Raw genomic sequence first — 26,049 nt, forward strand, 5'->3', positions numbered from 1 at the left:
ATCTCGCTGAGTTAGGTTACCCTAACCTAAGTGCTTGTCAATGCCGACACCCCGCCCCGCCCACCGGCTCAGCCGACCGGGGTGACGTCCGGGACCGCCGGCTCGGACGGCCGGATCGCGCCGCCCCGGAACCGGCGCTGGTGCCCCAACCCGACCAGGACACCGACGACGACCAGCACCACCGAGGCGAGCGCCACGGCGGGATACCCGACCCGGTCGGCGGCGGCCAGCCCCACCGAGGCCGCCAGGAACGAACAGATCAGCCCGAACGACGACAGCACGGTGAAGTCGGTGCCCCCGGTGCCCGGCCGCGAATAGTCCATGTTGACCACGTAGAGCACGACGTTGGCCACCGTGTACGCGGCCATGAAGCAGCACAGCGCGGCCACCGTCGCCGCAAGCGGCGCCCGCCCGTTCAGCAACGGCAGCAACAGCACCGTGGAAACCGCGAGCGCCGCTCCCCCGACGACGAGCAGCCGCCCCCGGCCGAACCGGTCCACCCCGACCCCGGCGAGCAGCCCCGCGACGATCGCCGGGGCGCTGATCACCACACCGGTGACCACGCCGATGCGGGCCAGCGACCAGCCCGCGTCGACCAGCGCCGGGGTGACCAGGGCGTAGGCCGCCCCGGCTCCGGTGTAGACCAGCGGCACCACGCCGAAGGTCCACCAGCGGCAACCGGGCTGCCCGAACACCGACAGCAGCGCCCGGTACGCCTGCCCGGCGCCGGCCACCCGGGCGACCCGGTCCGGCTCCCGCAGCCGCCACACCACGAGCAGGCCGACGGCGGTCAACGCGGCCAGCAGGCCGATCGCCGGCACCCAGCCGTACCGGTCGTAGACCAGCACGCACGCGCCGCCGCCGAGCAGGTTGCCCAGGTAGCTGGCGGCGACCTGGATGCCGTTGCCGGCGCCCCTTGTCCCCTCCGACAGCACCCGGACGGCGACCGCGTCGACGGCGATGTCCTGGGTGGCGGAGAGGAAGACGTAGGCGGCGCAGATCGCCACCACCGGGCCGAGCTGCCGGGCCGGGTCGGCGAACGGCAGCAGCGCCAGCAGGGCCAGCACCAGACCGGCCTGCAGCGGCAGCAGCCAGGACCGGTAGTGGCCGTGCCGGCGGGAGCCGTACCTGTCGATCAGCGGAGCCCAGAGGAACTTGACCGGCCAGACCAGACCGACGAACTGGAGCAGCGCCAGGGTGTCCAGCGAGGTGCCGCCGTCACGCAGGATGGCGGTCAACCCGACGGTGATGAACCCGATGCCGAGATACTGCGTGACGTAGAGCGTGGTGAGCGTGCCGAGGCGTCCGGTCACCGGGCGCTCCAGTAACCCAACGCGGTGAGCTGCTGCTTGCCCACGCCGAGGGTGCGCCGCACGTGCCGGGTGAGCGCCCGGGTGCTGCCCGCCTCGCAGGCCAGCCAGTAGTGGGCGTCCGGAGCGGCCGGCAGCTCCGCCCGGACGGTGTCGACGAGCTGCTGCCCGTCCTGCCCGCGCGGCACCCAGGTGACCCGGTGCTGGTCCCCGGCACGCGGGGCGAGCGCCTGCTCCCCGGCGTGGGCGTACTCCAGCCAGACCGTGGCGGGGATGCCGGCGGCGGCGTCGAGCAGGCTGTTCACCGCCGGCAGCGAGGCGGCGTCACCGACCAGGTAGAGGTGCGCGGGGGCCGGGTCGGGCAGGGCGAAGGCGCTGCCCTGGAGGGTGGCCACGATGGTGTCGCCGACCTGCGCGCCGGCCGCCCAGCGGGCCGCGCAGCCGTCGTGCAGGGCGAATTCGAGGCTGAACCGGCCGGCCGCCGGTTCCGGGTCGACCAGGGTGTACGCCCGCTGGTGCGGGCGGCCGGCGTCGTCGAACCAGAGCCGGATCCACATGGTGGGGTGCACCTTGGCCGCCGCCAACAGGCCGCCGTCGTCCATCAGCAGACGCCGGTAGTGGTCGCCGACCGGCTCGGTGCCGCGCACGGTCAGCCGGAAGTCCCGGCCGCCCATGGCCTTGAGCACCAGGGCCTCCCAGTTCCGTTTCACACGCCCTCCAGGTAAGGTCCGCCTAAGTTAGGCGAGGGTAACTTACCTGGGGAGTCCTGTGGAGAGTGGGACCGGCACGGAACCGGGCGGTCGTCCGGCCACCGGCGTGCACCGCGACCGGTGGGGCGTACCGCACCTGTGGGCCGACACCGTCGACGAGCTGGCCCGATGGCAGGGCCGGGTGGCCGCCACCGACCGGGCCTGGCAGCTTGAGGTCGAACGGTGGCGGGCCGAGGGCCGGCTCGCCGCCCACGTCGGACCGACCGAACTCGGCTGGGACCGGTTCGCCCGCCGGGCCCGCCTCGACGACACCGCCCGGCGCTGCTTCGACCGGCTCACCCCGGCCACCCGGCGTTGGGTCACCGCGTACGCCGACGGGGTCAACGACGCGTTGCCGGACGGCGCGGCGGCGGCCCCGGAGTTCGCCGCCACCGGCAGCACGCCCGGCCGGTGGCGACCCTGGTCGCCGCTGGGCGTGTTCCTGGTCCAGCACATCCTGTTCGGCACCTTCCCGCAGAAGCTGTGGCACGCCCACGTCGCCGCCACCCTCGGCCCGCACGCCCGTGACCTGTTCGCCGTCGAAGGGCCCGGCGGCTCCGGCAGCAACGCCTGGGCGCTGCCCGCCGACCCGCTGACCGGCCGCGCGCCGGTCATCGCCGGTGACCCGCACCGGCTACTCGAACTACCCGGCATCTACCAGCAGATCCGGCTCGCCTGCCCCGAGTTCGACGTGGTCGGGCTGGCCTTCCCCGGGGTGCCGGGGCTGCCGCACTTCGGGCACGCCGGTGACGTCGCCTGGGCGGTCACCAACGCCATGGCCGACTACCAGGACCTCTACCGCGAACAGCTCCGCCGCGACGGCGACCGGGTGCTGGTCCGCGACGCCGACGGCTGGGTGCCGGCCCACCGGCACGTCGAGCGGATCGAGGTACGCGGCGGTGCGACCGAGACCGTCGAGGTGATCGAAACCCCGCGCGGGCCGGTGATCGACCACGACCGGCACACCGGCGAGGCGCTCAGCCTGCGCACCCCGACCCGGGTCACCGGGAACCTCGGCTTCGAGGCGCTGCTGCCGCTGCTGCGGGCCCGCACCGCCGACGACGTCGCCGACGCGCTGCGCGGCTGGGTCGAACCGGTCAACAGCGTGCTCGTCGCCGACCGGCACGGCACGGTGCTCCGACTCGTCGCCGGCCTGGTGCCCGAGCGCGACGACCGGTGCCGACGGGAACCGGTGCCCGGCTGGGACCCCCGCTACCGGTGGCGCGGCGACTACGCAACGGCCAAGCCCGTCGAGGTCGGCGAGCCGGTGGTCTGCGCCAACGACCGGCGCGACGACACCGCCGCGCTCGGCGTCGACTTCGCCCCGCCGCACCGGGCCCGCCGCATCCGTGACCTGCTCGCCGACGGCGTCGCCGCCCCCGACGTCCACATGGACACCCGGCGCGGGTCGACGGTCCTGCGGGACCTGCTCGCCCGGCTCGACCCGACGCCGCTGAGCGCACCGGCCCGACGGCTGCGGGAGCGGCTGACCGGATGGGACGGTCGGATGGCCGCCGACAGCGAGGACGCCGGGGCGTTCGCCGCCTGGCGGGCCGCGCTGGTCCACCGGTTGGCCGCGCACCCCGCGCTGGGGCCGTTGCACTCCCCCGGCGGCTTCGACCCGCTGTTCGCGCCGTGGACCGACCCGCTGGCCCGCATCGGGCACGCCGTGGAGGGGGTGGTCGCCGGGCTGCCCCGTCTCGGCGGCGAGGTCGAACCGCTCGCCGTCGCCGCCCTGGAGGACGTCGCCGCCGCCGACCCGGCCGGGGCCTGGGGGCGGCGGCACCTGCTGAACCCGCTGCACCTCGGGGTGTCCGACGCGGTCACCGAACGGGTCGCCGCGATGCGGGCGGCCACCACGCTCGGCGGTGACACCGACTGCGTGCTGGCCACCTCCAGCGTCCCCGGGGTTTCCGACGCATGCTGGCGCGGGCCGGTCGCCCGGTACGTGTGGGACCTCACCGACCGGGCGGCGAGCCGCTGGATCGTCCCCTTCGGCGTGTCCGGCCGCCCCGACGACCCGCACTTCGCCGACCAGTTGCCGCTGTGGGCCACCGGTGGGCTGATCCCCGTCGGCACCGACTGGCACACCCTGACCGCACCCCGAGACGAGGACCCCGTGACCTACCAGGAGCAGATCCCCGGCTTCGGTGAGCTGACCCTCACCGTGGTCGACCCGGCCGCCGACGCCACGCTGCTGCACGGCTGGGTGACCGAGCCCCGCGCGACGTTCTGGGGCATGGGGTCGTACACCGTCGAGGAGGTACGCGAGGTCTATACGTTCGTCGACGGCCTGAGCACCCACCACGCGTACCTGATCGGGTTGGACGGCACACCGGTGGGCCTGTTCCAGACCTACCAGCCGGAGGCCGACCCGGTCGGGGAACGCTACCGGGTACGCCCCGGCGACATCGGCATGCACCTGCTGCTCGCCCCGGGCCGCCGGCCCCCGCGCGGGCTCACCGACGCGATCGGCCCGGCGCTGGCCCGGTTCCTGTTCCGCGACCCCACCCGGCTGCGGATCGTGGTCGAGCCCGACGTGCGCAACCGGTTCGCGCTGCGCCGGCTGGAACGCGAGGGGTTCACCTTCGCCGACGAGATCGACATGCCCGACAAGCGCGCGCAGTTGGCGTTCCTCACCCGGGAGCGGTTCGCGGCGAACCACCCCGTCCCGGCGTGAGCCGCCCTGCCCACCGCCCGTCGGCGGTCAGGATGAGGTCGAACGGCGACAGTGGTGCGCACCCGACCAGGAAGAGTCGGCGTCGCCCGGCCGGACGCCGCAACGCGGGTAATCGGGTCGCGGGCGGGCGGGTCGGCGGGGACGATGTGGCCATGTCCGGCACACCCGAAGGGTTCACCTACCGCCTGCGCAAGAACGGCGACGTGGAGCTGCTGCACCACGGCCGCCTCGCCACCGTGCTGCGTGGCGTCGCGGCGACCCGGTTCCTGACCGACGTGGACGGCGACGACCCGCAGGAGCTGATGGCCCGCCTCACCGGCAACTACCGGCACGGCAACGAACGGACCGCCAAGCGGCACCCCCGCAACCGGGGCCGCTGACCCCCCGGCCCGCACCCGCCCTGGCCGGGGCGTGCACCGGGGACGGTCAGCCGTCGACGATCTGCTCGCGGAGGATGTCGGCGTGCCCGCAGTGCTGGGCGAGTTCGCGGAGCACGTGCAGATACACCCACCGCAGCGGGACCGGGCCCATCCGGTGCCCGGACAGGACGTCGTCGAGGTCCAGCGTCGCCGTCGCCCGGCGGGACGCCGCGCAGGCATCCCGGTACGCGTGCCGGACACTGGCGATCGTGTCGCCGTCGTCGAGCACGAACGACTCCTCCGACGCGGCGGGGATGCCCAGCTCGGCGCGCGACCGGCCGGTGACGGCCTCGTCGAACCAGACCCGCTCCACGAAGGTCGCGTGTTTCACCAGGCCCAGCAGCGTGGTCCGGGAAGCCACCAGCGACCGGCACGCCTGTTCCTCGGTCAGCCCCTCCAGGCGGCCGTCGAGCGCGGCGCGATGCTCGTCGAGGAACGCCTCGAACTGCGCACGCAGCGGCTGGGCGACGACGGCTTCGGCGAAGGTCGGCGGAAAGGCGGGCATGCGGCACAGCATCCCAGACACGCCGGTCGGTCGGCTGCCCGGGAATCCCTCTGACATAGTGTCGGTCGGTCGCGGCACGGACGTCCAGCGGCCGACGGACCGCCGGGAGGGAGGGTAGGAAGCATGACGAGGTGTCCGGTCCCGTCCAGTGCCGGGCCGACAGGTCACTCCCCGGGCGGCGTCGACCGATGGCGGTGACGGACCCCGCCGACGGAAAGGTCGACTTCCGGCGGACCCTGGACGCCTACCGGGCGCAACGGGGCCGGTTCCGGCTGGTCGACGTGCCCGACATGCGGTACCTGATGGTCGACGGCCGGGGCGATCCCAACAGCTCACCGGCCTTCTCCGGGGCGGTCGAGGCGCTCTATCCCGTGGCGTACCGGGTGAAGTTCGCCAGCAGGCGGGAACTCGGGCGGGACTACGTCGTCCCACCGCTGGAGGGCCTGTGGTGGGCCGAGGACATGGCGTCCTTCACCACCGTGCGGGACAAGTCGCGGTGGCGCTGGACGCTGATGCTCATGGTCCCCGACTGGATCGCGCCGGGCATGGTCACCGCCGCCGTCGCGCAGGTCGGGGCGAAGCGGCCACCCGGACGGCTGGACGACGTCCGCCTGGAGCGACTGGCCGAGGGGCGGTGCGTGCAGACCCTGCACGTCGGCTCCTTCGACGACGAGGCCGCCGTGCTCGCCCGTCTGCACGACGAGTTCGTCCCCGCCCACCGGCTGCGCCTGACCGGCACCCACCACGAGATCTACCTGAGCGACTTCCGCAGGGTCGCCCCCGACCGGAGGCGCACCATCCTGCGTCAGCCGGTCGTCGACGACACCCGGCCCGTCGGGGATCGTCGCGGGGCTGCCGCCGACGGCAGCGGTCAGCCGGCGCGGTAGCTCAGGTGGTAGCCCGTCGGCCAACTGTGCAGGTTGTTGAGTTCGGCGGCCGGGCCGGTGCAGTCGGTCGTCCGGTAGCCGGACACGGAGTGGAAGCCCCCGCTCCAGGCGAGCAGCCAGGTCGCGTCGGCCGGGACGGGACGGCAGACGCCGTCGGGCGTGGCCTGCCGACCGACCACCTCGGTCGGATAGCTGGAGTAGAAGACCAGTCCCGTGTCGGGGCTCTGGACGGGCTCGCCGGCGGTCGCGGACGACGCCGGCAGCATCGCGGTGAGCACGACACCCAGGGCGACGGCGAGACCTGCGGCTGATCGGTGGGCGGTGGCGCGCATGGCGGTCTCCTTCGGTACGGCTGCGGTCCGTGACCCGGCGCGAACCACATAAAGTGACGATAATCGATATAACGATCCGTCGTGACAGGTGCGGTGTCAAGGAGCCGGGACGGGGCGGCGGCCTGCCGATGGTGGCGTCGGGACCCCGGAGAGTGACGGAACGGCCGGCCGGTGCCGCCGGTCGGACCGGACCGCGGGACGGGGCGACGGGAGGCCGTGGAAGTGTCGTACCCGTGGGCCATGATCTTGTGGTCACGGCGACGCCGGCCCGGCCGGCGCGCGCCATCAACCATGGTCGACGCCGGTGTTCCGGCGGGTGGGAGGACGTGCGGTGACGGACGCTGACGAGGCCGCGTGGCGGCGGCGGAGCGTGGTGGCGGTGGTGCCACCGGCCCGGCCCCGCAAGCTGGCCAAGGTGCCCTTCGTCGAGCTGGCCGACGGACGGTTACAGGGTGTGGTGTCCAGCGGTTCCGACATCGAGCGGGTGTACGTCTCGTCGGTGACCGCCGGTAGCCACGCCTACCACTGCAGCACCAACAACAACCGGCCCTGCGGCGGGCTGCGCGGCGCGCCCTGCAAGCACCTGGAGGCCCTGGCCGACGAGGCCGTCCTCCAGTACGGCGTCGACCGGGTCGCCCGCTACCTGCGGGTCGACGCCGGTGACGGCACGCAGACCGGGGTCGACCTGCTGTCCCGGCTGGACGCCCGGCACGAGCCGACCTCCGCCGCCGTGGTGTTCAGCCGGTTCCTGCGCCACCTGGCCTACCTCGAACTCCCGACCAGCACCACGGCACTGCCCGAGCTGCACTGGTTCCCGTCTACCGGGGCAGGTCGCTGATGCTCGGCACGCAGCTGGCGCAGCTGCACGGCAGCGCCCCCACCGGGCTGGCCGACGCCGACGACGTGGTCGCCGGATTCGACGGGGCCCTGCTGCGGGGCTTCGCCCGGGTCGGCGAGGCGGACGCCACCGCGCTGACCGCTCTGGCCGGCGCGGTCGCGGGCACGCCGCTGGGTGAGCGGGTCGCCGAGGCGGTGGGCAAGGTGACCGCCGGTTCCGTCGGGCAGGAGCACCTGGCCGCCCTGGCCGGGGCCCGCACGGCGCTGCTGGGCGCGACCCACGACGCCCTGACCGCCCGGTTCGACGCCGCCCTCGGGCGGGACCGCACGGCGTGGACGGCACCCGCCGGTGAGCCCGCCGACGGCTCCCCCGCCCGCGCCGCCGCCCGGTCCTGGCTGCACGAGACGGCGCTGGCCGGGTGGCGGGGCGTCGACCACGAGCTGCTCTCCGCCGTCGGCACACCGGTCGAGGCGGCGCTGGCCGAGCCGGGGGCGCGACGGCTGGCGGTGCTGCTCGACGGGCTCGCCGCCGAGCTACGGGCCGGGTTGCCGGTGGCCACCATGGCGCAGCCGCCGGTACGCCGCTGGGCGGACCTGTGGGCCCGTGGCGTGCTGCTGGCCCAGGACGGACCGGCCCCCGACGCGGCGGCCGACGCCGGCCGGGTCACCGGTCGGCTGCTGCCGCTCGGGGTCGACGTCCACGAGCATGAGACCGCCGTCCAGGTGCAGCTGCACGCGATCCTCGAACCGACCGACGCCGGCACGCCCCGGCTGGTCCGGGTGACGGTGGGCGCGGCGAAGGTCGCCACGATCGGCGGCCCGGCGGTGTGGCGGCTGCTGTCGGCGTACCCCGTGCTGCTCACCGCGATCGCGCAGCGGCGGGCGCTGACCGTGACCGACCTGCCGGCGTACGGCGGCGACCTGCACTGGGTCGACGAGCGGGCGCAGGCCGGCGAGCCCGCCGACCCGTTCGCCACCGCGCGGGTGCTGCTGGGCACGGCGACGGCGGCGGCCACCGCACCGCTGGACCGGCACCCGGCGGCGATCGCCGAGCCGGTGCTGCTGGAGGGTTACACCGTCCACGACGGCGGGGCGACCGTCGACCTCGACGGGCAGCGCCTGGCGGTCGCCCTGGACCGGCTGCCGGCCGGCGGGCCGCTCACCCCGGCGCTGGTCGCCGCCTCGTCGTCGTGCCTGGGCCTGGTCCGTTTCGACGGCGGCCGGTGGCTGGTGCAGCCGCTGGCGGTGCAGGCCGCCGTCAAGCGCCGGCCGGTCGAGGCGCACAACGGCGACTGGGCCGACGGAGTGACCGACCCGAAGGTGGCCAAGGCCGAGGCCAGGGCGGGCGACGCCGTGGCCGTGCTGCGCGAACGCGCGGGACGGTTGCTGCGCCGATGAGCGACCCGACCCCGACGACCGACGCCGTGCCCCCCACCGACGCCGTGAACCCTGGTGACGCGGTGACCCCGGGTGACCTCGCTGCCGCCAACCGCCGGCAGGTGCTCTACTGGCGGCTGCTGGGGCGGCTCTTCGACCCCGACGAGCAGCCCACACTGGAGGCGGCGAGCGTGGCCGTCGTCGACGACCTCGACCTGCCCGCCGTGCTGCTGGACCCGACCGTGTCGGTGGACACCGTCGTGCAGCGTTTCCCCGCGCTCGCCGACGAACTGCGGGGGCTGCTCGCCCCCGACCCGGCCGACGCCCCCGACGTCGGGACGCACCGGCCCGGCGAGGCCGAGGTGCGCCGGGCCGCGCTGGTGTCGAAGCTGCTGCTCAACGTCTTCGGCACCGGGTCCGGGCCGGTCAGCGCCGGCCAGTTGGCCGGCTGGCAGGCCGACGCCGGCTGGTTCGCCCAGGCGCTCGGCACCACCGGAGAGGAGCTGCGTCGGCAGGGCGGCGGCGGGTTGGGCGCCACCCTCACCGCCCTGGAGGGCGACCTGGTCCGCCGGATGCACCTGCGGGAGGTGCTGGCCGACCCGAAGCTGGCCGCCCAGCTCACCCCCAGCATGTCGCTGATCGAGCAACTGCTGCGGGACAAGTCCAACCTGTCCGGGGTGGCGCTGGCCAACGCGAAGTCGCTGATCCGGCGGTACGTCGACGAGGTCGCCGAGGTGCTGCGGACCCAGGTCGAGCAGACCAGCGTCGGCACGATCGACCGCTCGGTGCCGCCGAAGCGGGTGTTCCGCAACCTCGACCTCGACCGCACCATCTGGCAGAACCTCACCAACTGGAGCCCGGAGGACGAGCGCCTCTACGTCGACCGGCTCTACTACCGGCAGACCGCCCGCAAGACCACCCCGTCCCGGCTGATCGTGGTGGTGGACCAGTCCGGGTCGATGGTCGACTCGATGGTCAACTGCACCATCCTCGCCTCGATCTTCGCCGGGCTGCCCAAGGTGGACGTGCACCTGATCGCGTACGACACCCGGGCGTTGGACCTGACCCCGTGGGTGCACGACCCGTTCGAGGTGCTGCTGCGCACCAAGCTCGGCGGCGGCAACGACGGGCCGGTGGCGATGGCGATGGCCCGCCCCAAGATCGTCGAGCCGCGTAACACGGTAATGGTGTGGATCTCGGACTTCTACGAGTTCGACCGCTCCCAGCCGCTGTTCGACGGCATCGAGGCGGTGCACCGCTCCGGGGTGCGGTTCATTCCGGTCGGCTCGGTCAGCAGCTCCGGCCAGCAGAGCGTCAACCCCTGGTTCCGGCAGCGCCTCAAGGACCTGGGCACCCCGGTGCTCTCCGGTCACATCCGCAAACTCGTCTTCGAGCTCAAGAGCTTCCTCACCTAGGAGAATTACCCCTCATGTCCGAGATGTTGCGTGCCCCCGCCGAGGTCAAGTACGCCGACGAACTCGACTACCTGGAGTCGGTCGACACCGGCCCGAAGCCGTTCTCGTGGCGGTTGAGCCCGCGCATGGTGCGGCTGTTCGTCCTCGGCTCGGAACGGGCCGACGGTCTGGAGCGGGAGATCCCGCAGAAGTGGTTCGGTGACCGCAGTTTCGTCGAACGCAGCATCGTGACCCTGGCGTCGGACCGGGGCCTGCTGCTCATCGGCGACCCCGGCACCGGCAAGAGCTGGCTGGCCGAACTGCTGGCCGCCGCGATCTGCCGCAACTCCACGCTGGTGGTGCAGGGCACCGCCGGCACCACCGAGGACCACATCAAGTATTCGTGGAACGTCTCGATGGTCATCGCCAAGGGGCAGTCCCGCGAGTCGATGATCCCGTCGCCGATCATGACGGCGATGGAGCAGGGCGTGGTGGGCCGCTTCGAGGAGCTGACCCGCTCCACCAGCGACGTGCAGGACGCGTTGATCTCCATCCTGTCGGAGAAGTACGTCTCCATCCCCGAGCTGAACGACAACAACATCGTCTTCGCCCAGCCCGGTTTCTCGATCATCGCCACCGCGAACAGCCGGGACCGGGGCGTCAACGACCTGTCGTCGGCGTTGAAGCGCCGGTTCAACTTCGTCCGCATCCCGGTGGTCACCAACAAGCGCAGCGAGGCGGAGATCGTCCGGTTCCGCACGGAGGAACTGCTGCGCCGGCACCGCATCGAGCTGGACGTGCCGCCCACCCTGCTGGACATCCTGCTACAGAGCTTCGCCGACCTGCGGGCCGCCGCCGCGTCGGCGACCAGCGACGACGAGAAGCTGGAGTCGGCGCTGTCCACCGCCGAGCAGATCGGGGTGCTGGAGGACGCCATCCTGCACAGCCAGTTCTTCGGCGACCGGGCCCTGCGGGTGGAGACGCTGGCCGCCTCGCTGATGGGGTCGCTGGCCCGGCGCAGCCCGGAGGACCTGGCGATCCTCAACAAGTACCTGCACGGGGTGGTGGAGCCCCGGGCCAAGCAGCACGGCGAGGGCTGGGCCGGCTTCCTCGACGGTGGTCGCCAGGCGATCGCCTCGCTGTCGTGACCACCGCCCACACCGGCACCGCCGCGCCGCCCGGTGTCACCCGGCCCGCGACCGCCGGTGCCGACGAGATGGCCGCCGGGCCGTTCGGGGCGCTGCGTGAACAGCTCACCGACGCGGCGGCCACGTTCGCCGGTTCCGCCGACGCGCTGGCCGGCATCCTCGCCGGCATCGTCGACGACGTCGACCGGGCGTTGGGCGAGCGGTTGGAGATCTTCCCGGTCTGTCACCACTCGCCGGCCTCGGCGCTGGCGATGGTGCGCCGGCTGCGGCACAAGCAGCCCAAGGTGATCTACCTGGAGCTGTGCGAGGATCTCCAGCCGCTCCTGGGCGAGCTGCGCAACTGCCGGCTGCCGGTGGCGTTGCAGGCGTTCGCCTCCGAGCTGGACGGTTTCCCCGCCGAGTGGGGGCCGCTGAGCGTGGTCGCCCCGGTCACCGAGGCGTCCGCCGAGTACCAGGCGATCGCGTACGCGCTGGAGACGCCCGGGGTGGAGCTGGTGCTGGTGGACCGTTCCACCGACCACGTCTTCCAGTGGTCGTCGCGCGGCGACGCCGGGGCGGCCACCGACACGCCGGCCGACACCGCGCCGGAGGCGCCGGCCGGCGACGCCGGTGAGCAGGCGGCGTTGCACGGCGACGCGGTCGGCGTGGAGCTCGGCGACCTGCGGCCCCGGTTCGCCGAGCTGGAGGCGTACCTGCTGCACCACGGCAAGGTGCGGCACTGGTCGGAGTGGTGGGACCAGTACGTCGAGCGTCCCCTCGCCGACGCCGACCACGACACCTACCGGCAGGTCATGGTGCTGATCGGCAGCCTGTTCCGCCGGCTACGGCCGGCCGGGTCGGACCGTACCGACCGCGACGAGGACCGGGAACGCTACATGTGGACCCGGATGCGCGAGCACCTGGCCGCGTCCGGGGCCGACCCGGCGGACTGCCTCTACGTGTGCGGCGCGTTCCACGCCGCCAGCCGGGTCGAGCAGTTCGGCCTGGACTCCCCCGCCCCGGACTTCGCGATCACCCCCCGCACCGGCACCCGCTGGCGGTACGGGCTGATCCCGTCGAGCCACTCGGCCATCGAGGCGCAGTTCGGGCTGGCGCCGGGGTCGGTGTCGATCGCCGCCGCCAACTGGACCAGGGCGGTGGGCGGGTCGGGCCTGACGCCGTACCGGCTCGACGGTCAACGGGGCGGCAAGGGCGGCCGGGGCCGACGGAAGGCCGCCCCGCCGGTCGCCGCGCCGGCCGGTCCGGTCGCCGACCGGCTCACCGGGTTCCTCGCCGCGCCACCGGCGCTCGACGGGCTGGACGAGGCGGAGCTGCGCGGCTGGTGCGTGGACATCGTCCGGTTGGCCCGCCGCAACGGGTACCTGGCCAGCACGGCCGACGCGATCGCGGTGTTCGAGACCTCGATCCTGCTGGCCGGGTTGCGCAACCGGGCCCGGCCCACCCCGTACGACTTCGCCGACGCGGCGGTGACCTGCATCGAGAAGGACGTCGTGCCGGGGCGGCGGGACGTGCGGCGGCTCTGCGAAATCCTGCTCGGCGGGGACCGGATCGGGCAGGTCGGCTACGACGCCCTGCCGCCGCTGGCCCGCGACGTGCTCGACCGGCTCCAACCCCTCGGCCTGGACCTGGAGAAACGCACCATCCAACGGGCCCTGCTCGACCTGCACGCCACCCCGGCGCTGGCCGGCTGCTCGGATCTGCTGTGGATGCTGCGGCACCTGCTGCCCGACGACGCGGTCCGCCCGATCATGGGTGAACGCCGGTTGGGGCACCGGTCGATCCAGGAGAGCTGGGACCTGGCGTTGGGCCGGCACCAGCGGGCGCTGATCGAGCTGGGCTACGAGGGGGTGACCATCGAGCAGGTGCTGGAACAGCGGCTGCGGCGGTCGGTCCGCGGTCCCGACGCGACGGCCGCCGGCGCCCTCGCCGCCGTGGAGGACGCCATCCGGTTGCTGGACAGCCCCCGGCTGGTCGACGAGTTGGGTGCGCGGGCCGTGGAGCTGCTGGCGGCCGAGCGGACCGTCGACGACGCGCCGGAGGTGCTGCGGCGCATCCGCCGGTTGCTGGCCCACCACCGGGCCACCGCGCCGGACCTGCCGGCCTGGTGCGCGGCGTTCGTGACCGTCGGGTACGCGCACTACTGCACCCTGCTGCCGACCGCGTTCGTCGAGGAGGAGACCGGGGTCCGGCAGGTCGGAGCGATGCTGGGCTTCCTGTTCAGCATGGAGAGCCTGGCGCTGTCGCTGGGGTGCGACCGGTCCCAGCTCGAACTCGCGGTGGCCCAGTCGCATCCGGAGAGCCCGGCGAAGGTGGCCCTGCTCTGGGCGGCCCGGCACCAGCTCGGTCTGCTGCCGCTGGCCGAGCTGCGGCAGCGCTGCGCCGACCTGCTGGGTAACCCGCTGGTGGTGCCGGCCTTCCCGAGGTACCTCTCCGGTTTCGTGCACGCGTTGGAACCGGTGCCGGGCCTCGCGCCGTTCGTGGTGGAGACGATGTCCACCGCCTTCGCCCGGTTGCCCGACCCGGTACTGCTGCCCTGGCTACCCACGCTGATCACCACGCTGCGGGAGCACGGCCCGGAGCTGGTGCCGCTGCTGGTGCGGGAGGCCGCGCGCACCTTCCCGGGGACGCTGCCCGAGCTGGACGCCTGGGTGCCGCCCTGGCTGGGGCCGCCGCCCGGTCCCGCCCCGACGGCCCGTGCGGCCGCGCCGACGGGGCAGGTGCACGGCCTGCTCGCCGCGCATCCGCAGACGGTGGACGCGGTCGCCGGGTTGCTGGGTTGCGACGGCGGTTGGTCGGAGCCGGTCGACGCGCCGCCGGGCTCGGCGGCGACGACGCTGCTGCTCGCCCATCCGGACACCGTGGGGGCGGTGTCGGTGCTGCTCGGCGGCTGAGGACCGGCCGGCGCGCCGGGTGGTGGCCCGGCGCGCCGGCCGGTCGCCCGTTCGGTGCCGCCACCGCGGGTGCGGTGGCGGCACCCCCACGGCCCGGTCACCGGGTGGGGTCGCCGGGGTTGCGGGTCAGGTCCGGGTCACGGGGTGTACGTCACGCCCGGGTAGTCGGCCTGCGCCTGGACGAACTGCGCCTGCCAGTCGGTGGGCCAGCCGCCGAACGCGGTGGTGGCCAGCGGCTTGAGGCTGACGCCGGCCGCGCCGCTCCAGAAGTGCACGAACTCCCCCCAGTTGAGGTCCCGGGCGTAGACGCCGTCGAACTGGTGGAAGTGCTGGGACAGCAACTGGAAGAACTTGTTGAGCACGACCTTGCCGCCGTAGTTCTGGTAGATCGGGTAGAACCAGTCCCGGAACCAGTAGGTGTTGGCGACGGGGAAGTTGTCCGAGGTGAGCAGCTTCGCGTTCTTCCAGCGGGTGGCGTCGGTGGTGCGGCCGGTGCCGACGTAGCAGTCGTACTGGAAGATCTCGGCCCACTTGCTGTCGCCCCAGAGGGCGTACGCGGGTGAGCCGTTCACCCCGAACGCGGTGAACTCGACGGTGTGGTTCATCTCGTGGGAGATCACGTCCTCGTTGAGGTCGGTGTTCCCCCAGCCGCCGCCGCTCATGTCGTTGACGTCGCGGAATGCCGTGTTGGGGTCGAACTGGCTCAACGCGAACCCGCCCGATCCCGCGTCGTCGTGCAGCACCTCATACAGCCGTTGACCGCTGAGGTTGCCGTAGTTGGCCTGGACGTACTCCCAGATCTGTTTGGCGTAGTCCTTCACCCAGGTGAGGTCGGTCGAGGCCAGTCCCGGATCGCGGTAGACGGCCACGTTGGCGTCGTAGTAGTAGCGGGTGAGCGTCTCGTTGGGGGCGTGCCAGGTCTCCGTCCAGGTGGTGGCCGGGGTGGCACTGAGGGTGGTGGTGTCGGCGGTGGCGTAGCCGGAGTTGCCGGCCACCCCCTCGGCCCGCAGCCGGTAGTAGTAGTGGGTGCCCGCCGGCAGTTTCAGGTTGTGGAACTTCGTCGTGCTGGCCGGCAGCACGTACGCGGTGCTCCAGGTGGTGCCGTTGGTGGAGCGTTCCAGCCGGTAGGCCGTCTCCCACCGGGTGTTGTCGGTCCAGGTGAGCCGGATCTGGTCGGTGGCCGCGGTGGCGAGCAGGCCGGTGGGCGCCGCCGGCGCCGGGGTGGTGGCGGTGGTGGTCCCGTAGATCTGCCACTCGCCGATCTGCATGTTGACCGACCCGTTGGTGGCGGTCACCCGCAGCCGGTAGTACCGGTAGGCGGTGGTGTTGCCGAACGAGTAGGTGTTGCGGTGGAAGCCGGTGATGAACGTCTGGTTGCTCTGGGTGTCCAGCGGTGTCCAACCGCTGCCGGTGGTGGAGGCCTCGAAGACCCAGTTGCGCGGGTTGCGGTCGGGCCAGTCGTTGGCGGAGGTGACGGCGTAGCTGGTCACCACGGCCGCCGTGGTCGCCTCGAACTGGATCCAGCCGGCGCCGCTGTAGGTGAAGTACTTGCGGTAGGGCGTGTTGTCGATGACCTTCTCGATGCCCTCGTCGCCGGTGGTCGACCACTGGTCGGTGATCGTGCCGGGGGTGTCGGTGATGTCCACCGCGGCGGCGAGGTGGACACCGGCCAGGTGGCTTGGGGTCCCCGCGACGAGCAGGACGATCGCGGCCACCGCGGCGAGCAGGGGCAGTGCCGTGCCCGGGGGGCGGCGGCGGATCGGGTCAGCGCGCATGGAGTGGGTTCCTCTCGGCGTGGTCGGTCCTTTCCGGTACGTGCCGGGAGTCGATGCCACCTCCCGGTGACCCCCGCGCGCGGCACGACGACCCGCCCCCGTTTCCCGGGGACCGGGTCGTCGAATAAATGGCGGGGAATGGCGCCGGAATGTGTTCGCCAGGAGCTCGACGAATCGGCCGGGCGACACCGGACAAGCATTCGATGTGGATACCGCGACCGCTCCCCGTTGACCGTCTGCGCACCGAATACTAGTTGCGGCATAGCAAACGGTCAATGAGACCTCTTTCTCACCGATGAGCAGGAAATGCATTCGCATGGATATCCCACCAGTGGTAGGCGGGCCGGCACGGCAGCCCGGGCCGGGGGCACGTGGCGGGTCGACCACCGGTCGGGCCGATGGCGCGGCGGCGCTGGCCGGCCGTCGTTCACCCCCACCCCGCGCGCCGTGCAGCGGTCGTTCACCCGTCTCTCGGAGGCTTCGACACCGACACGGTCGACACGGATCACGTGGAGGGCTCCGCAGTGCAGCACAGGGATTCCGAGGACGCCACAGGCGGTCAACTGTCACGCCGCCAACTGGTGAAGTACGCGGGCGTCGGCGCGACGCTCGCCGCCGCCGGCCCGTTCGTGGGCGTCGAGACGGCCCACGCCGACCCGGACCGGCAGGATCAGGCGACGGCCGGACCGGGCCGGGCCGACAACCGGATCTGGCGGGCCGGCGACCACCACATCCATTCCGAGTACAGCGGGGACTTCGACACCTCGACCAACCCGCCGACGTTCCGCAAGGGCGCCGACGCGGTCTATCCGATCGTCACCAATGCGATCATGGCGAAGAACTTCGGGCTGACCTGGGCGATGTGCACCGACCACGGTGGACCCACCCACTCCAAGGTGAACCTGGAGCAGGCGTACCCCGATCTGCTGCGGTCCCGCCGGCTGGTGCCCGAGGTGTTGCAGTTCTGGGGGATGGAGTTCGACGCCCCGGCGATGGACCACCACACCCTGATGATCCCCCGGCACGCCGACGAGGCGAAGCAGCTCTTCGAGCTGGAGAGCCGGTTCGCCAAGCGGGACCCGTTCCCGGCCGACCCGGGCCGCGACACCGAGGCCAAGATGGTGGAGTTCCTCAGGGTGGCCCGGAACATGCCGCACAAGCCGCTGGTGATCGCCCACCACACCTCCCGCTCGGCGACCGGGCTCGGGGTCTACGGGCAGGACCTCCCGCACGAGTTCCGCAACGGCAACGACGCGGCCCCGGACGTGTACGTCGGCTTCGAGGGCGCTCCGGGCCACCAGGCGGGCCCGCTCAACGGCAGCGCGCGCGGCGGCTACGGCAACCACCCCACCTACGGCGGCTACGACCAGGCGACCGCCCGGGTCGGCGGGCTGTGGGACGCGCTGCTCGGCGAGGGGCGACGCTGGTGGATCACGGCGACCTCCGACTCGCACGTGCACTGGACCCGGGGCGGCACCGACTTCTGGCCGGGCGAGTACAGCAAGACCTACGTGCTGGCCCGGCAGGAGTACCACGACATCATGGACGGGCTGCGGCACGGGCGGATCTTCGTCACCACCGGCGACCTGATCACCCGGCTCGACGTAACCGCCAGCAGCCAGGGCCGCTCGGCCGGCTCGGGTGAGACCGTCACCGTCAGCCGCCGCGACCGCACCGACGTGGACGTCGAGATCAGGTTCCGGCCGCCGACCGGCACGAACGCCAACGGCGACCGGCCGCAGGTCCGCCGGGTCGACCTGATCGTCGGCCGGGTGACCGGCCTGAGCGTCGACCGGGACGCCGACACCAACCCCACCACCGCCGTGGTGGCCCGGTTCGGTCCGCGCGACTGGCGGCAGCAGGGCGCGCAGTACGTCATCCGGCACACCCTGCGCGACGTCGGGACCGACAGCTACCTGCGGGTGCGCGGCACCAGCACCGACGAGGCCGAGCCGCTGGCCGACGGGCTGGAGAGCCCGTGGAGCGACCTGTGGTTCTACTCCAACCCGGTGTTCGTCCGGGTGCGCTGACCGCCCGGTCCCGGCCCGCCGTCGGCGGGCCGGGACCGGCCCCACCGGGTCGACGACGTTGAATATGATCAGGGGTACGGCGAGGGCCGTCCCGACGGACGAAGGTCCACGGTGGACGCCGGGACTCGCCACCAAACGCCGTATTCGAGCCGGTGTGGGGCAATTGGCGAATCGCGTACCAGCCCCCGGTTGTGAATCTTGACCACCCGAAAGCGCAGGTCATACGCTCCGGGCACCCTTGATTCATTTCCCGGGAAGGGAAACGGGACACCCATGCGAACTGCCGGACTCCGCTCCACATTGCATTCCCGCAGACGGCTGGCGGGCGCCACCGCAATCGTACTACTGGCCGGAATAACCCCCCTGGTGGCCGGCCCCTCGGCCGCCGCCGCACCCCCGACAACCTGTAGTACCGATCCCACCGACCGATTGGCCTCGGTGCCCAGCCCGGAGAGCTTCCTCGGCTTCCCGCTCGGCACCGGCCAGGAACGGGTGGTCACCAACGAGGAGGTGCGGGGCTACCTCGACGCCGTGGACACCGCCTCCAAGCGGGTCGTCACCGGCGTCATGGGCACCAGCGTGCTCGGCCAGCCGCTGCCGTACGCGATCGTGTCGAACGAGCGCAACGTACGGCCGGCCGTGCTCAAGGGCATCGCCGAGGACGTCCGCTCGCTGCGCGACCCCCGGACGGTCAACCAGCAGCAGGCCGGCGAGATCGCCGAGGCCGCACCGGCGATCGTCTGGGTCACCGCCAACGTGCACGGCGGCGAGAAGAGCGGCACCGACGCCGCCCTCAAGACGCTGTACGAGCTGGCCGCCGGGCTCTCCTGCGAGGTCCAGCAGCGCAACGACAACCTGATCACGATCATCGTGCCGACGCAGAACCCGGACGGACGCGACGCCAACCGCCGGCAGAACGAGTACGGCTTCGACATGAACCGGGACTGGTTCGCCCGGACCCAGCAGGAGACCGACGGCAAGCTCGAACTGATGCGCAAGTACCCGCCGCAGGTCTTCATCGACGCGCACGAGATGGGCGGCCGGCAGTACTTCTTCCCGCCCAACGCCGACCCGATCCACCACGAGATCTCCGGCGAGGCGGTCGACTGGATCAACCGGATCGGCGAGGCCAACAAGGCCGGCTTCGGCTACAACGGCGCGTGCGGTGGCGCGGTGACCACCGAGTGCTACTTCAACTACTCCACCTACGACCTGTTCTTCATGGGGTACGGCGACACGGTGCCGGCCGCCGGCTTCGGGGCCGCCGGCATGACCTTCGAGAAGGGCAGCTCGTCGGCCGTGGCCGACCGGGTGCAGCAGCAGTTCCACACCCAGTGGTCGACGCTGGGTTGGGCGGCGGCGCACAAGCAGGAGGTGCTCAACGGCTGGTTCAAGGTCTGGAAGGACGCGCTCGCCCAGGGGCGGGCCGGCACGCTGGAGCCCAACGAGGTGGTCCAGCCGACCAACACCGTCCAGTTCCCGGTGCCGAACCAGACCATCCGGTCGTACTTCCTGCTGCCCGACCGGCAGCTCGCCGACGCCCGCCAGCTCGTCGAGCGGCTGCGCCGGATGGACGTGGAGGTCTACCAGGTCCGCAAGGCCGTCAAGCTGCCCACCGCGAAGCTCTTCGGTGGCCGGTCGGCGACCAACCTGACCGTGCCGGTCGGGTCGTACTGGATCCCGATGAACCAGCCGCAGAAGCACTGGATCCAGGCGATCATGGGTGAGGACCCGTACACGCCGTTCCCGTACTTCTACGACGTGTCGTCGTGGAGCAACCCGCTGCTGATGGGCGTGAACGCCGTCTACACCGGCGCGGACGTCAAGCCCAACGCGGAGCTGATCGACAAGATCCAGAACACCGGTGGCGGCAAGATCCTGGCCGCGCCGCCGTTGAAGGGCTCCTACACCTACGAGCTGGACTCCGCCGCCGCGGCCGAGTTCACCTTCACCCTGCTCGGCAAGGACGTGCAGCTGGTCCGGGACCTCGACAACGGCCAGGTGGGGATGCCGGCCGGCGCGTTGACGCCGGAGCTGAACACCACGGCCAAGAAGCTGGGCGTCACGCTCACCCCGTACACCACGGCGGCCGTCGGCACCCCGATCAGCCGGCCGGACGTCGGCCTGTTCCAGGGCACCGGCATCTCCACCACCTCCGGCTCGCACGGCGAGGCCCGGTACGTGCTGGGCAAGCGGTGGGGCCTGGACCTCACCCCGGTCACCACCGCCGACATCAACGACAACACCCCCGCCTTCACCGGCCGCACGGTGCTGCTGGTGCCGGACGGCAGCAACGCGACCGGTGGGCTGACCGCGACCGGGCAGGCCAACCTGCGCAACTGGATCGCCCAGGGCCACACCTACCTGGGCCTGCGCAACGAGGGCACCCGGATGGCCCGCGCCGCCGGTCTCACCTCGACCACCGAGAAGCCGAAGCCGACCGGCTACACGGTGATCGGCTCGCACCTGCGGGTCGACGTGGACGCCGACAGCCCGGTCGGGCTGGGCCGGCCGGCGGAGGACTTCGAGTTCAACAACAACGACCCGATCCTCAACCCGAGCAGCACCGGCCGCAACGTGCTGCGCTACCCGAGCGGGGACACCTTCTGGGCCAACGGCTACACGGTGCAGGGTGACGCGCTCAAGGGCACGGTCGCGGTGGTGGACGAGCCGACCGGCGCCGGCCGGGCGGTGCTGTTCGCGTTCAACCCGCTGTTCCGGGCGTACAACGAGAGTGGCCTGCACCTGGTGGCCAACGCGCTGCTGTACCCGGCCGGCGGCACGGCCGCCCGGACCGCGTCGCCGGTCCAGGTCGACCCGGCCCGCGCCGCCGCGGCGGCCACCCCGGTCGCCGAGAACCTGGGCGGCGAGTGGCGGCCGTTCACCCTCCAGGTTGCCGCCGGTGACCTGGCCCGCACCGAGGCCGTCGTCGGGCGGTACACCGACACCGCGCGGGTCACGGTGGCGGACGGCTCGGCGTACCTGGTGATCCCCAACCCGGCGGGTCTCCAGATCGACGAGCACCCGTTCCTGGGTGACCTGGTACGGACCCTGCGGGCCGAACAGGTCCCGCTGCGCTCGCTGGTGGGCTGATCCCGACCGGGTGGGGGCGGGCACCGTACGGTGACCGCCCCCACCCGTCCCGGCGGCCCGACGCACCCGGCACCCCGCGCGACGCCGGGAACCACGCGTCGGCTAGGAACGGTGCATGCCCCGCTACCTGCTGTTTCCCGGCCGACATCACCTGCTGACCCGGTTCCAGGCCGACTATCTGCACCGGCTCGCCACCGCCGGTCACCACGACACCCCGGACGGCGACCGGGTCGCCGGCGACGACGGGGTGACCGTGGTGTGGGCGGTCACCTCGGCCAACCACGAGAACACCCGGCGCAACCCGGTCCCCTACCACCGGCGGGAGGCGGCGATCGAACGGTTCAGCGTGCTCGCCGGCCTGCGGTCGGTGGTGGTGCCGGTCTTCGACACCGCCGAGACCGACCGGTTCGCCGAGGTGACGCTCAAGAACGTGGCGGCCACCGCCGGCCTGGAGCTGACCCCGGCGAACACCGTGGTCGCCTGTTCGACGCCGCAGGTCGCCGCCATGTACGCCCGGCTGGGGTTCCCGATCGCCGGGGTGGAGGCCGACGTCGACCCGACCCCCGCCCGGCCGTGGGACGTGCTGCTGCGGCTGGCCGCCGACGACCCCTCGTGGCGGGAGCTGGCCCACCCGGCGACCCTCGACGTCTACGCCCGCTACCGGCTCGACGACCTGGTCCGTTCGGTGGTCAACGATCCGGTGGTCGGGGACGAGGGCGGGCTGACCGCCACCCGCGACTACCGGACGTACGCCGAGGCGTTCGCCGACGCGGCGCAGCGCAAGTGGGCGGCGGTGCGCGAGCACGTGCGGCCCGGCCGGATCGTCGACGTCGGCTGCGGGGCGGGCGCGGTGCTGGAGCTGGCCGACCGGGAGCCGGCGTTGCGGGAGAGCGACCTGATCGGGGTCGAGGTGGCCCGGCACCTGTTCGAGGAGTGCGTGCACAAGAAGGCGCAGGGGGTGTTCGGCAACCCGAACGTCTTCTTCTACCGCCGCAACGTGCTCGGCGGGGCGGTGTTCGCGCCCCGCTCGGTGGACACCACGATGACCTTCGCGCTGACCCACGAGATCTGGTCGTACGGCGACCGGATGGCGTCGCTGCGCCGGTTCGTGCAGGCCATCTACGACCACACGGTGCCCGGCGGGGTGTGGATCAACAGCGACGTGTGCGGGCCGGACGGCCGGGACCGGACGGTCCGGCTGCGGCTGTCGACGACCGACGGGACGAACCCGCAGCGGCCCCGCGACGACCTGGCGTCGCTACCGGCCGACCAGGTGGCCGCGCACCTCGCCGGGCTGTCCACGCGGGCCCGGCTGGACCAGTTCGCCGTCGACTACCGGTTCCCGTTCGGCTACCGCCCGGTCGACGACGGCACCGGCGCGGTGGTCGAGCTGCCGCTCGGCGCGGCGATGGACTTCCTCACCCGCAAGGACTACACCGACAACTGGCTGTCCGAGACGCAGGAGGAGTTCTGCGGGCTGGAGTGGGCCGACTGGAAGGCCCTGCTGGCCGACGTGGGGTTCGAGGTCGACCCGGCCAGCGGCCCGTACCGCAACGACTGGATCGTCACCCACCGGCTCGCGCCGACCGCGGCGCTGTCAACGGTGGACGGGGCGCCGCTGGACTGGCCGGTGACGCACGTGCTGCTGGTCGCCCGCCGGCCGGTCAACACCTGATCCGGCGGCGGAGGACGGAAGGCCGGGGGCGGGAGGAATCCTCCCGCCCCCGGCACCGCCGTCAGGGGCCGGTCAGGACAGGAACTTGTCCAGCGCGGCCTCGATGGTGCCGCTGTCCGGCGCCGCGTACGCCTTCATCGTCGTCTTGTTGTACGAGATGAAGCTCGGGCACCGGGTCGCCGGGGCGTTGACGACCCCGCCGTCGCCGATCTTCTCCGCGGTCTTCGCGGCGTAGAAGGTCAGCTGGTAGCGCGAGGAGATGTACGAGACGCTGACGTTCTTGCCGTCGCTCGCCTTGTAGTCGCACTTCTTGGGCGCGCCCTCGCTGCCCGGGACCATCGACATGCAGCCGACCACCGACACGGTGGTGAAGTCCGCCGACTTGGCGTAGTAGCGCTTGTCGGAGCCGACGATCTTCGACGACCAGAACGTCGGCCGCTCGGGGTTGTTCGAGAAGACGTACGCCTTGGCGGTGGCCGGGCCGCTGTAGGTGGCCGCGTTGAGGATCGGGCTGCCGTCGCAGACCGACGACAGGTCGCTGGAGTAGCGCGCGGTCACCGCGTTGTTGTTGTTGTTCGGCTGCTCCGACGGCGGCTCGGACGGCTGCGGGCTGGACGAGGGTTCCGTGCCGGACCCCTGGTTGGCGGTCGCGCTCGGCGTCGGGGTCGGGTCGGGCTCGTCGTCGTTGCCGACCAGGGCGAGCCCGATGCCGGCACCGCAGAGCGCGAGGATGAGGACCACCGCGCCGATGATGAGGCCGATGACCAGGCCCCGGTTCGACTTCTGCGGCGGCACGGGAACACCGAACTGCGGGGCCTGGCCGTACTGCGGGGCCTGACCGTACTGCGGGGCCTGACCGGGCTGGCCGTACGCCGGGTAGCCGGCGGGCGGTGCCGGCGGCCCGCTCCACGGGGTGACGTTCGGATCCGGCTGTTCTCCGTACGGAGGGTGACTGTTGCTCATCTGAAGCCCTTATCGCTGTCGACGGTACCCAGGCACTGGATCATCGGTCAGGGTAGTGAGCGGCACAAACCGAGACGCTCGTTGTCGGACGGCAACCAACCCCGGCCGACCACGGGCGGGTGAGAGCCGGCTACGTTCCGTGGCGAAGTGCGGTACGTCGCCCGGTCCACCGGACCGTCGCGGGTGGCTTCGGCGGCGAAATGTGGGGTGCGGAAAAGGGATTCCGCCCGGAACGTGCCTTCCGTGCCGGACACCGCGAGAAGGGTTCACAATGTGACGTAGATCATGCATCACGATCTCGACAACCGCGACGACCATCCCCACCGACAACGTGGTGCGGATCTCCCGCCGACCCGCTACATATCGACGTTCATCACATTGAAGTATGGGCATGTAGCGGTGGCTCGGCTTATCGTGAGGCTCATGAAAAGGTCCCGCTCGTCCCAGCGGGCACCCCGCGTCCACCGTACGAGGAGGCGGCCCATGCCTGCCGCGCCCCACCCCACCACCCTCCGCCGGATCGTCCTCGCCCTCGCCGCCTGCGCGGTCGTGCTCGCCCCACTGACCCTCACCACCCCCGCCGCGCGGGCCGCACCCGTCACCGTCGCCAACGGCACGCAGTTCACCGACACCAGCGGCGCCGGCGTGCACGCCCACGGCGGCGGCATGATCAAGGTGGGCGACTACTACTACTGGTTCGGCGAGAACCGCAACGACAACAACACCTTCCGGTACGTGTCGGTCTACCGCTCCACCGACCTGCGCACCTGGGAGTTCCGCAACAACGTGCTCACCCAGTCCTCCGCCGGTGAGCTGGCCACCGCGAACATCGAACGCCCCAAGGTGATCTACAACGCCGGCACCGGCCAGTACGTGCTCTGGATGCACTGGGAGAACGGCGTCGACTACAACCAGGCCCGGGTCGCGGTGGCCACCTCCAGCACGGTCGACGGCAACTACCGCTACCTGGGTAGCTTCCGGCCGCTCGGCCACGACTCCCGGGACCAGACGGTGTTCCGCGACGACGACGGCACCGCGTACCTGATCTCGGCCACCCGCAACAACGCCGACCTGAACATCTACCGCCTCACCGCCGACTACACCGGGGTCGCGTCGCTGGTCCGGACGCTGTGGCCGGACAACTACCGGGAGGCCCCGGCGATGTTCAAACGCAACGGGGTCTACTTCCTGGTCACCTCGGGCGCCACCGGCTGGTCACCCAACCAGGCCCGGTACGCCACCGCCAGCAGCGTCGCCGGCACCTGGACCAACCCGACGAACTTCGCCGACGGCACCACCTACGACTCCCAGTCGGCGTACGTGCTGCCGGTGCAGGGCAGCGCCGCCACCTCGTACCTCTACCTCGGCGACCGTTGGGCCGGCGCGACGGGCGGCCCGGTCAACCAGTCCCGGTACGTCTGGCTGCCGCTGAACTTCCCCACCGCCACCTCGCTGACCATGAGCTGGTACCCGCAGCTCACCATCGACACCGCCACCGGCGTGGTCTCCGGGGTCAACGGCGGCTACACCTTCGACACGCTGCGCGCCCGGCACAGCGGCAAGTGCCTGGACGTGCTCGACCGGTCCACCGCCGACGCCGCCACGGTGGCCCAGTACGGCTGCAACAACGGCACCAACCAGCAGTGGCAGCTCCGCGACGCCGGCTCCGGGTACGTCCAGATCGTCGCCCGGCACAGCGACAAGTGCCTCACCGTGGCCGGCGGGTCCACCGCCGACAGCGCGGCGGTGCAGCAGTTCGGCTGCCAGTCGGGGCGTACCGACCAGCAGTGGCAGGTACGCGACGCGGGCTCCGGGTACGTCCAGTTCGTGGCCCGGCACAGCGGCAGGTGCCTCGACGTCACCGGCTACTCCACCGCCGACGGCGCCCGGGTGATCCAGTACGCCTGCGGCACCGCCGCCAACCAGCAGTGGCAGCGCGTCGGCGTCGCCTGAGCGCACCCCGTCCGCCGTCCCGCCTCCCGTA

18 protein-coding genes and 1 pseudogene are annotated in these 26,049 nt (G+C 72.4%); 13 read left to right on the forward strand and 6 right to left on the reverse strand.

The window, feature by feature from the left end; all coding sequences use genetic code 11:
- Positions 1 to 68: 68 nt before the first annotated feature.
- Entirely contained in the window at positions 69 to 1,313 is a 1,245-nt protein-coding gene (locus FJK98_RS18290) for an MFS transporter (protein ID WP_145920097.1), read from the reverse strand.
- Positions 1,310 to 2,020: a siderophore-interacting protein gene (locus FJK98_RS18295; protein ID WP_145920098.1), complete on the reverse strand. Its 711-nt coding sequence runs from the start codon at positions 2,018 to 2,020 to the stop codon at positions 1,310 to 1,312. Before FJK98_RS18295 ends, FJK98_RS18290 begins: the two co-directional genes overlap by 4 nt.
- A 106-nt stretch (positions 2,021 to 2,126) precedes the next feature.
- On the opposite strand from FJK98_RS18295, the pseudogene FJK98_RS18300 reads away from it, so the two are divergent.
- The 3 genes and pseudogenes from FJK98_RS18300 to FJK98_RS18305 all read left to right on the forward strand — a co-directional run.
- Positions 2,127 to 4,169: pseudogene (locus FJK98_RS18300) on the forward strand (penicillin acylase family protein); the annotation flags it as partial.
- Positions 4,170 to 4,178: 9 nt separating this feature from the next.
- A complete protein-coding gene (locus FJK98_RS34140) occupies positions 4,179 to 4,739 on the forward strand; it encodes a GNAT family N-acetyltransferase (RefSeq protein ID WP_240763007.1) in 561 nt (186 codons plus the stop codon).
- 152 nt (positions 4,740 to 4,891) lie between these two features.
- Entirely contained in the window at positions 4,892 to 5,119 is a 228-nt protein-coding gene (locus FJK98_RS18305) for a hypothetical protein (RefSeq protein WP_145920100.1), read from the forward strand.
- Positions 5,120 to 5,165: 46 nt separating this feature from the next.
- Here the strand turns inward: FJK98_RS18305 and FJK98_RS18310 are convergent, their stop codons facing one another.
- The gene (locus tag FJK98_RS18310; protein WP_145920101.1) at positions 5,166 to 5,663 is read right to left on the reverse strand and encodes a DinB family protein; all 498 of its coding nucleotides are present in this window, start codon (positions 5,661 to 5,663) and stop codon (positions 5,166 to 5,168) included.
- A 188-nt stretch (positions 5,664 to 5,851) separates the two neighbouring features.
- Between FJK98_RS18310 and FJK98_RS18315 the strand changes: the two genes are divergently transcribed.
- A complete protein-coding gene (locus FJK98_RS18315) occupies positions 5,852 to 6,550 on the forward strand; it encodes a GyrI-like domain-containing protein (RefSeq protein WP_145920102.1) in 699 nt (232 codons plus the stop codon).
- Here the strand turns inward: FJK98_RS18315 and FJK98_RS18320 are convergent.
- Positions 6,535 to 6,882 (reverse strand): hypothetical protein, encoded by a 348-nt coding sequence (locus FJK98_RS18320; RefSeq protein WP_145920103.1) that lies wholly within the window; start codon positions 6,880 to 6,882, stop codon positions 6,535 to 6,537. The genes FJK98_RS18315 and FJK98_RS18320 overlap by 16 nt on opposite strands.
- 370 nt (positions 6,883 to 7,252) lie before the next feature.
- Here FJK98_RS18320 and FJK98_RS18325 point away from each other — a divergent pair, with 370 nt between their 5' ends.
- From FJK98_RS18325 to FJK98_RS18345, 5 genes are all read left to right on the forward strand, one after another.
- Positions 7,253 to 7,720: a hypothetical protein gene (locus FJK98_RS18325; protein ID WP_145922857.1), complete on the forward strand. Its 468-nt coding sequence runs from the start codon at positions 7,253 to 7,255 to the stop codon at positions 7,718 to 7,720.
- Entirely contained in the window at positions 7,720 to 9,117 is a 1,398-nt protein-coding gene (locus FJK98_RS18330; RefSeq protein ID WP_145920104.1) for a hypothetical protein, read from the forward strand. The genes FJK98_RS18325 and FJK98_RS18330 overlap by 1 nt, the downstream gene beginning before the upstream one ends.
- A complete protein-coding gene (locus tag FJK98_RS18335; protein ID WP_240762134.1) occupies positions 9,114 to 10,511 on the forward strand; it encodes a VWA domain-containing protein in 1,398 nt (465 codons plus the stop codon). Before FJK98_RS18330 ends, FJK98_RS18335 begins: the two co-directional genes overlap by 4 nt.
- Positions 10,512 to 10,525: 14 nt before the next feature.
- On the forward strand, positions 10,526 to 11,638 hold the full coding sequence (locus tag FJK98_RS18340) for an AAA family ATPase (protein WP_145920105.1): 1,113 nt from the start codon (positions 10,526 to 10,528) through the stop codon (positions 11,636 to 11,638).
- Positions 11,639 to 11,706: 68 nt separating this feature from the next.
- Positions 11,707 to 14,529, forward strand: a complete 2,823-nt coding sequence (locus FJK98_RS18345) for a DUF5682 family protein (protein ID WP_145922859.1) — start codon at positions 11,707 to 11,709, stop codon at positions 14,527 to 14,529.
- A 137-nt stretch (positions 14,530 to 14,666) separates the two neighbouring features.
- On the opposite strand, the gene FJK98_RS18350 is transcribed toward FJK98_RS18345, so the two are convergent.
- Entirely contained in the window at positions 14,667 to 16,304 is a 1,638-nt protein-coding gene (locus tag FJK98_RS18350; RefSeq protein ID WP_145920106.1) for a fibronectin type III domain-containing protein, read from the reverse strand.
- 524 nt (positions 16,305 to 16,828) lie between these two features.
- Between FJK98_RS18350 and FJK98_RS18355 the strand changes: the two genes are divergently transcribed.
- From FJK98_RS18355 to FJK98_RS18365, 3 genes are all read left to right on the forward strand, one after another.
- On the forward strand, positions 16,829 to 18,334 hold the full coding sequence (locus tag FJK98_RS18355) for a twin-arginine translocation signal domain-containing protein (RefSeq protein WP_168222504.1): 1,506 nt from the start codon (positions 16,829 to 16,831) through the stop codon (positions 18,332 to 18,334).
- 438 nt (positions 18,335 to 18,772) lie between these two features.
- Complete coding sequence (locus tag FJK98_RS18360) at positions 18,773 to 21,427, forward strand: M14 family zinc carboxypeptidase (protein ID WP_240762136.1); 2,655 nt, start codon at positions 18,773 to 18,775, stop codon at positions 21,425 to 21,427.
- Positions 21,428 to 21,542: 115 nt separating this feature from the next.
- On the forward strand, positions 21,543 to 23,102 hold the full coding sequence (locus FJK98_RS18365; RefSeq protein WP_145920109.1) for a class I SAM-dependent methyltransferase: 1,560 nt from the start codon (positions 21,543 to 21,545) through the stop codon (positions 23,100 to 23,102).
- Positions 23,103 to 23,174: 72 nt separating this feature from the next.
- Here FJK98_RS18365 and FJK98_RS18370 read toward each other — a convergent pair whose 3' ends face one another.
- Positions 23,175 to 24,065 carry a hypothetical protein gene (locus tag FJK98_RS18370; RefSeq protein WP_145920110.1) on the reverse strand — a complete coding sequence of 297 codons (891 nt, stop codon included), beginning with the start codon at positions 24,063 to 24,065 and terminating at the stop codon, positions 23,175 to 23,177.
- Between the two features lie 483 nt (positions 24,066 to 24,548).
- Between FJK98_RS18370 and FJK98_RS18375 the strand changes: the two genes are divergently transcribed.
- A complete protein-coding gene (locus tag FJK98_RS18375) occupies positions 24,549 to 26,018 on the forward strand; it encodes an RICIN domain-containing protein (RefSeq protein ID WP_145920111.1) in 1,470 nt (489 codons plus the stop codon).
- Positions 26,019 to 26,049 lie beyond the last annotated feature (31 nt).

This window comes from Micromonospora sp. HM134 (assembly GCF_007833915.1).
In the GTDB taxonomy this organism is placed as follows: Bacteria; Actinomycetota; Actinomycetes; order Mycobacteriales; family Micromonosporaceae; genus Micromonospora; species Micromonospora wenchangensis.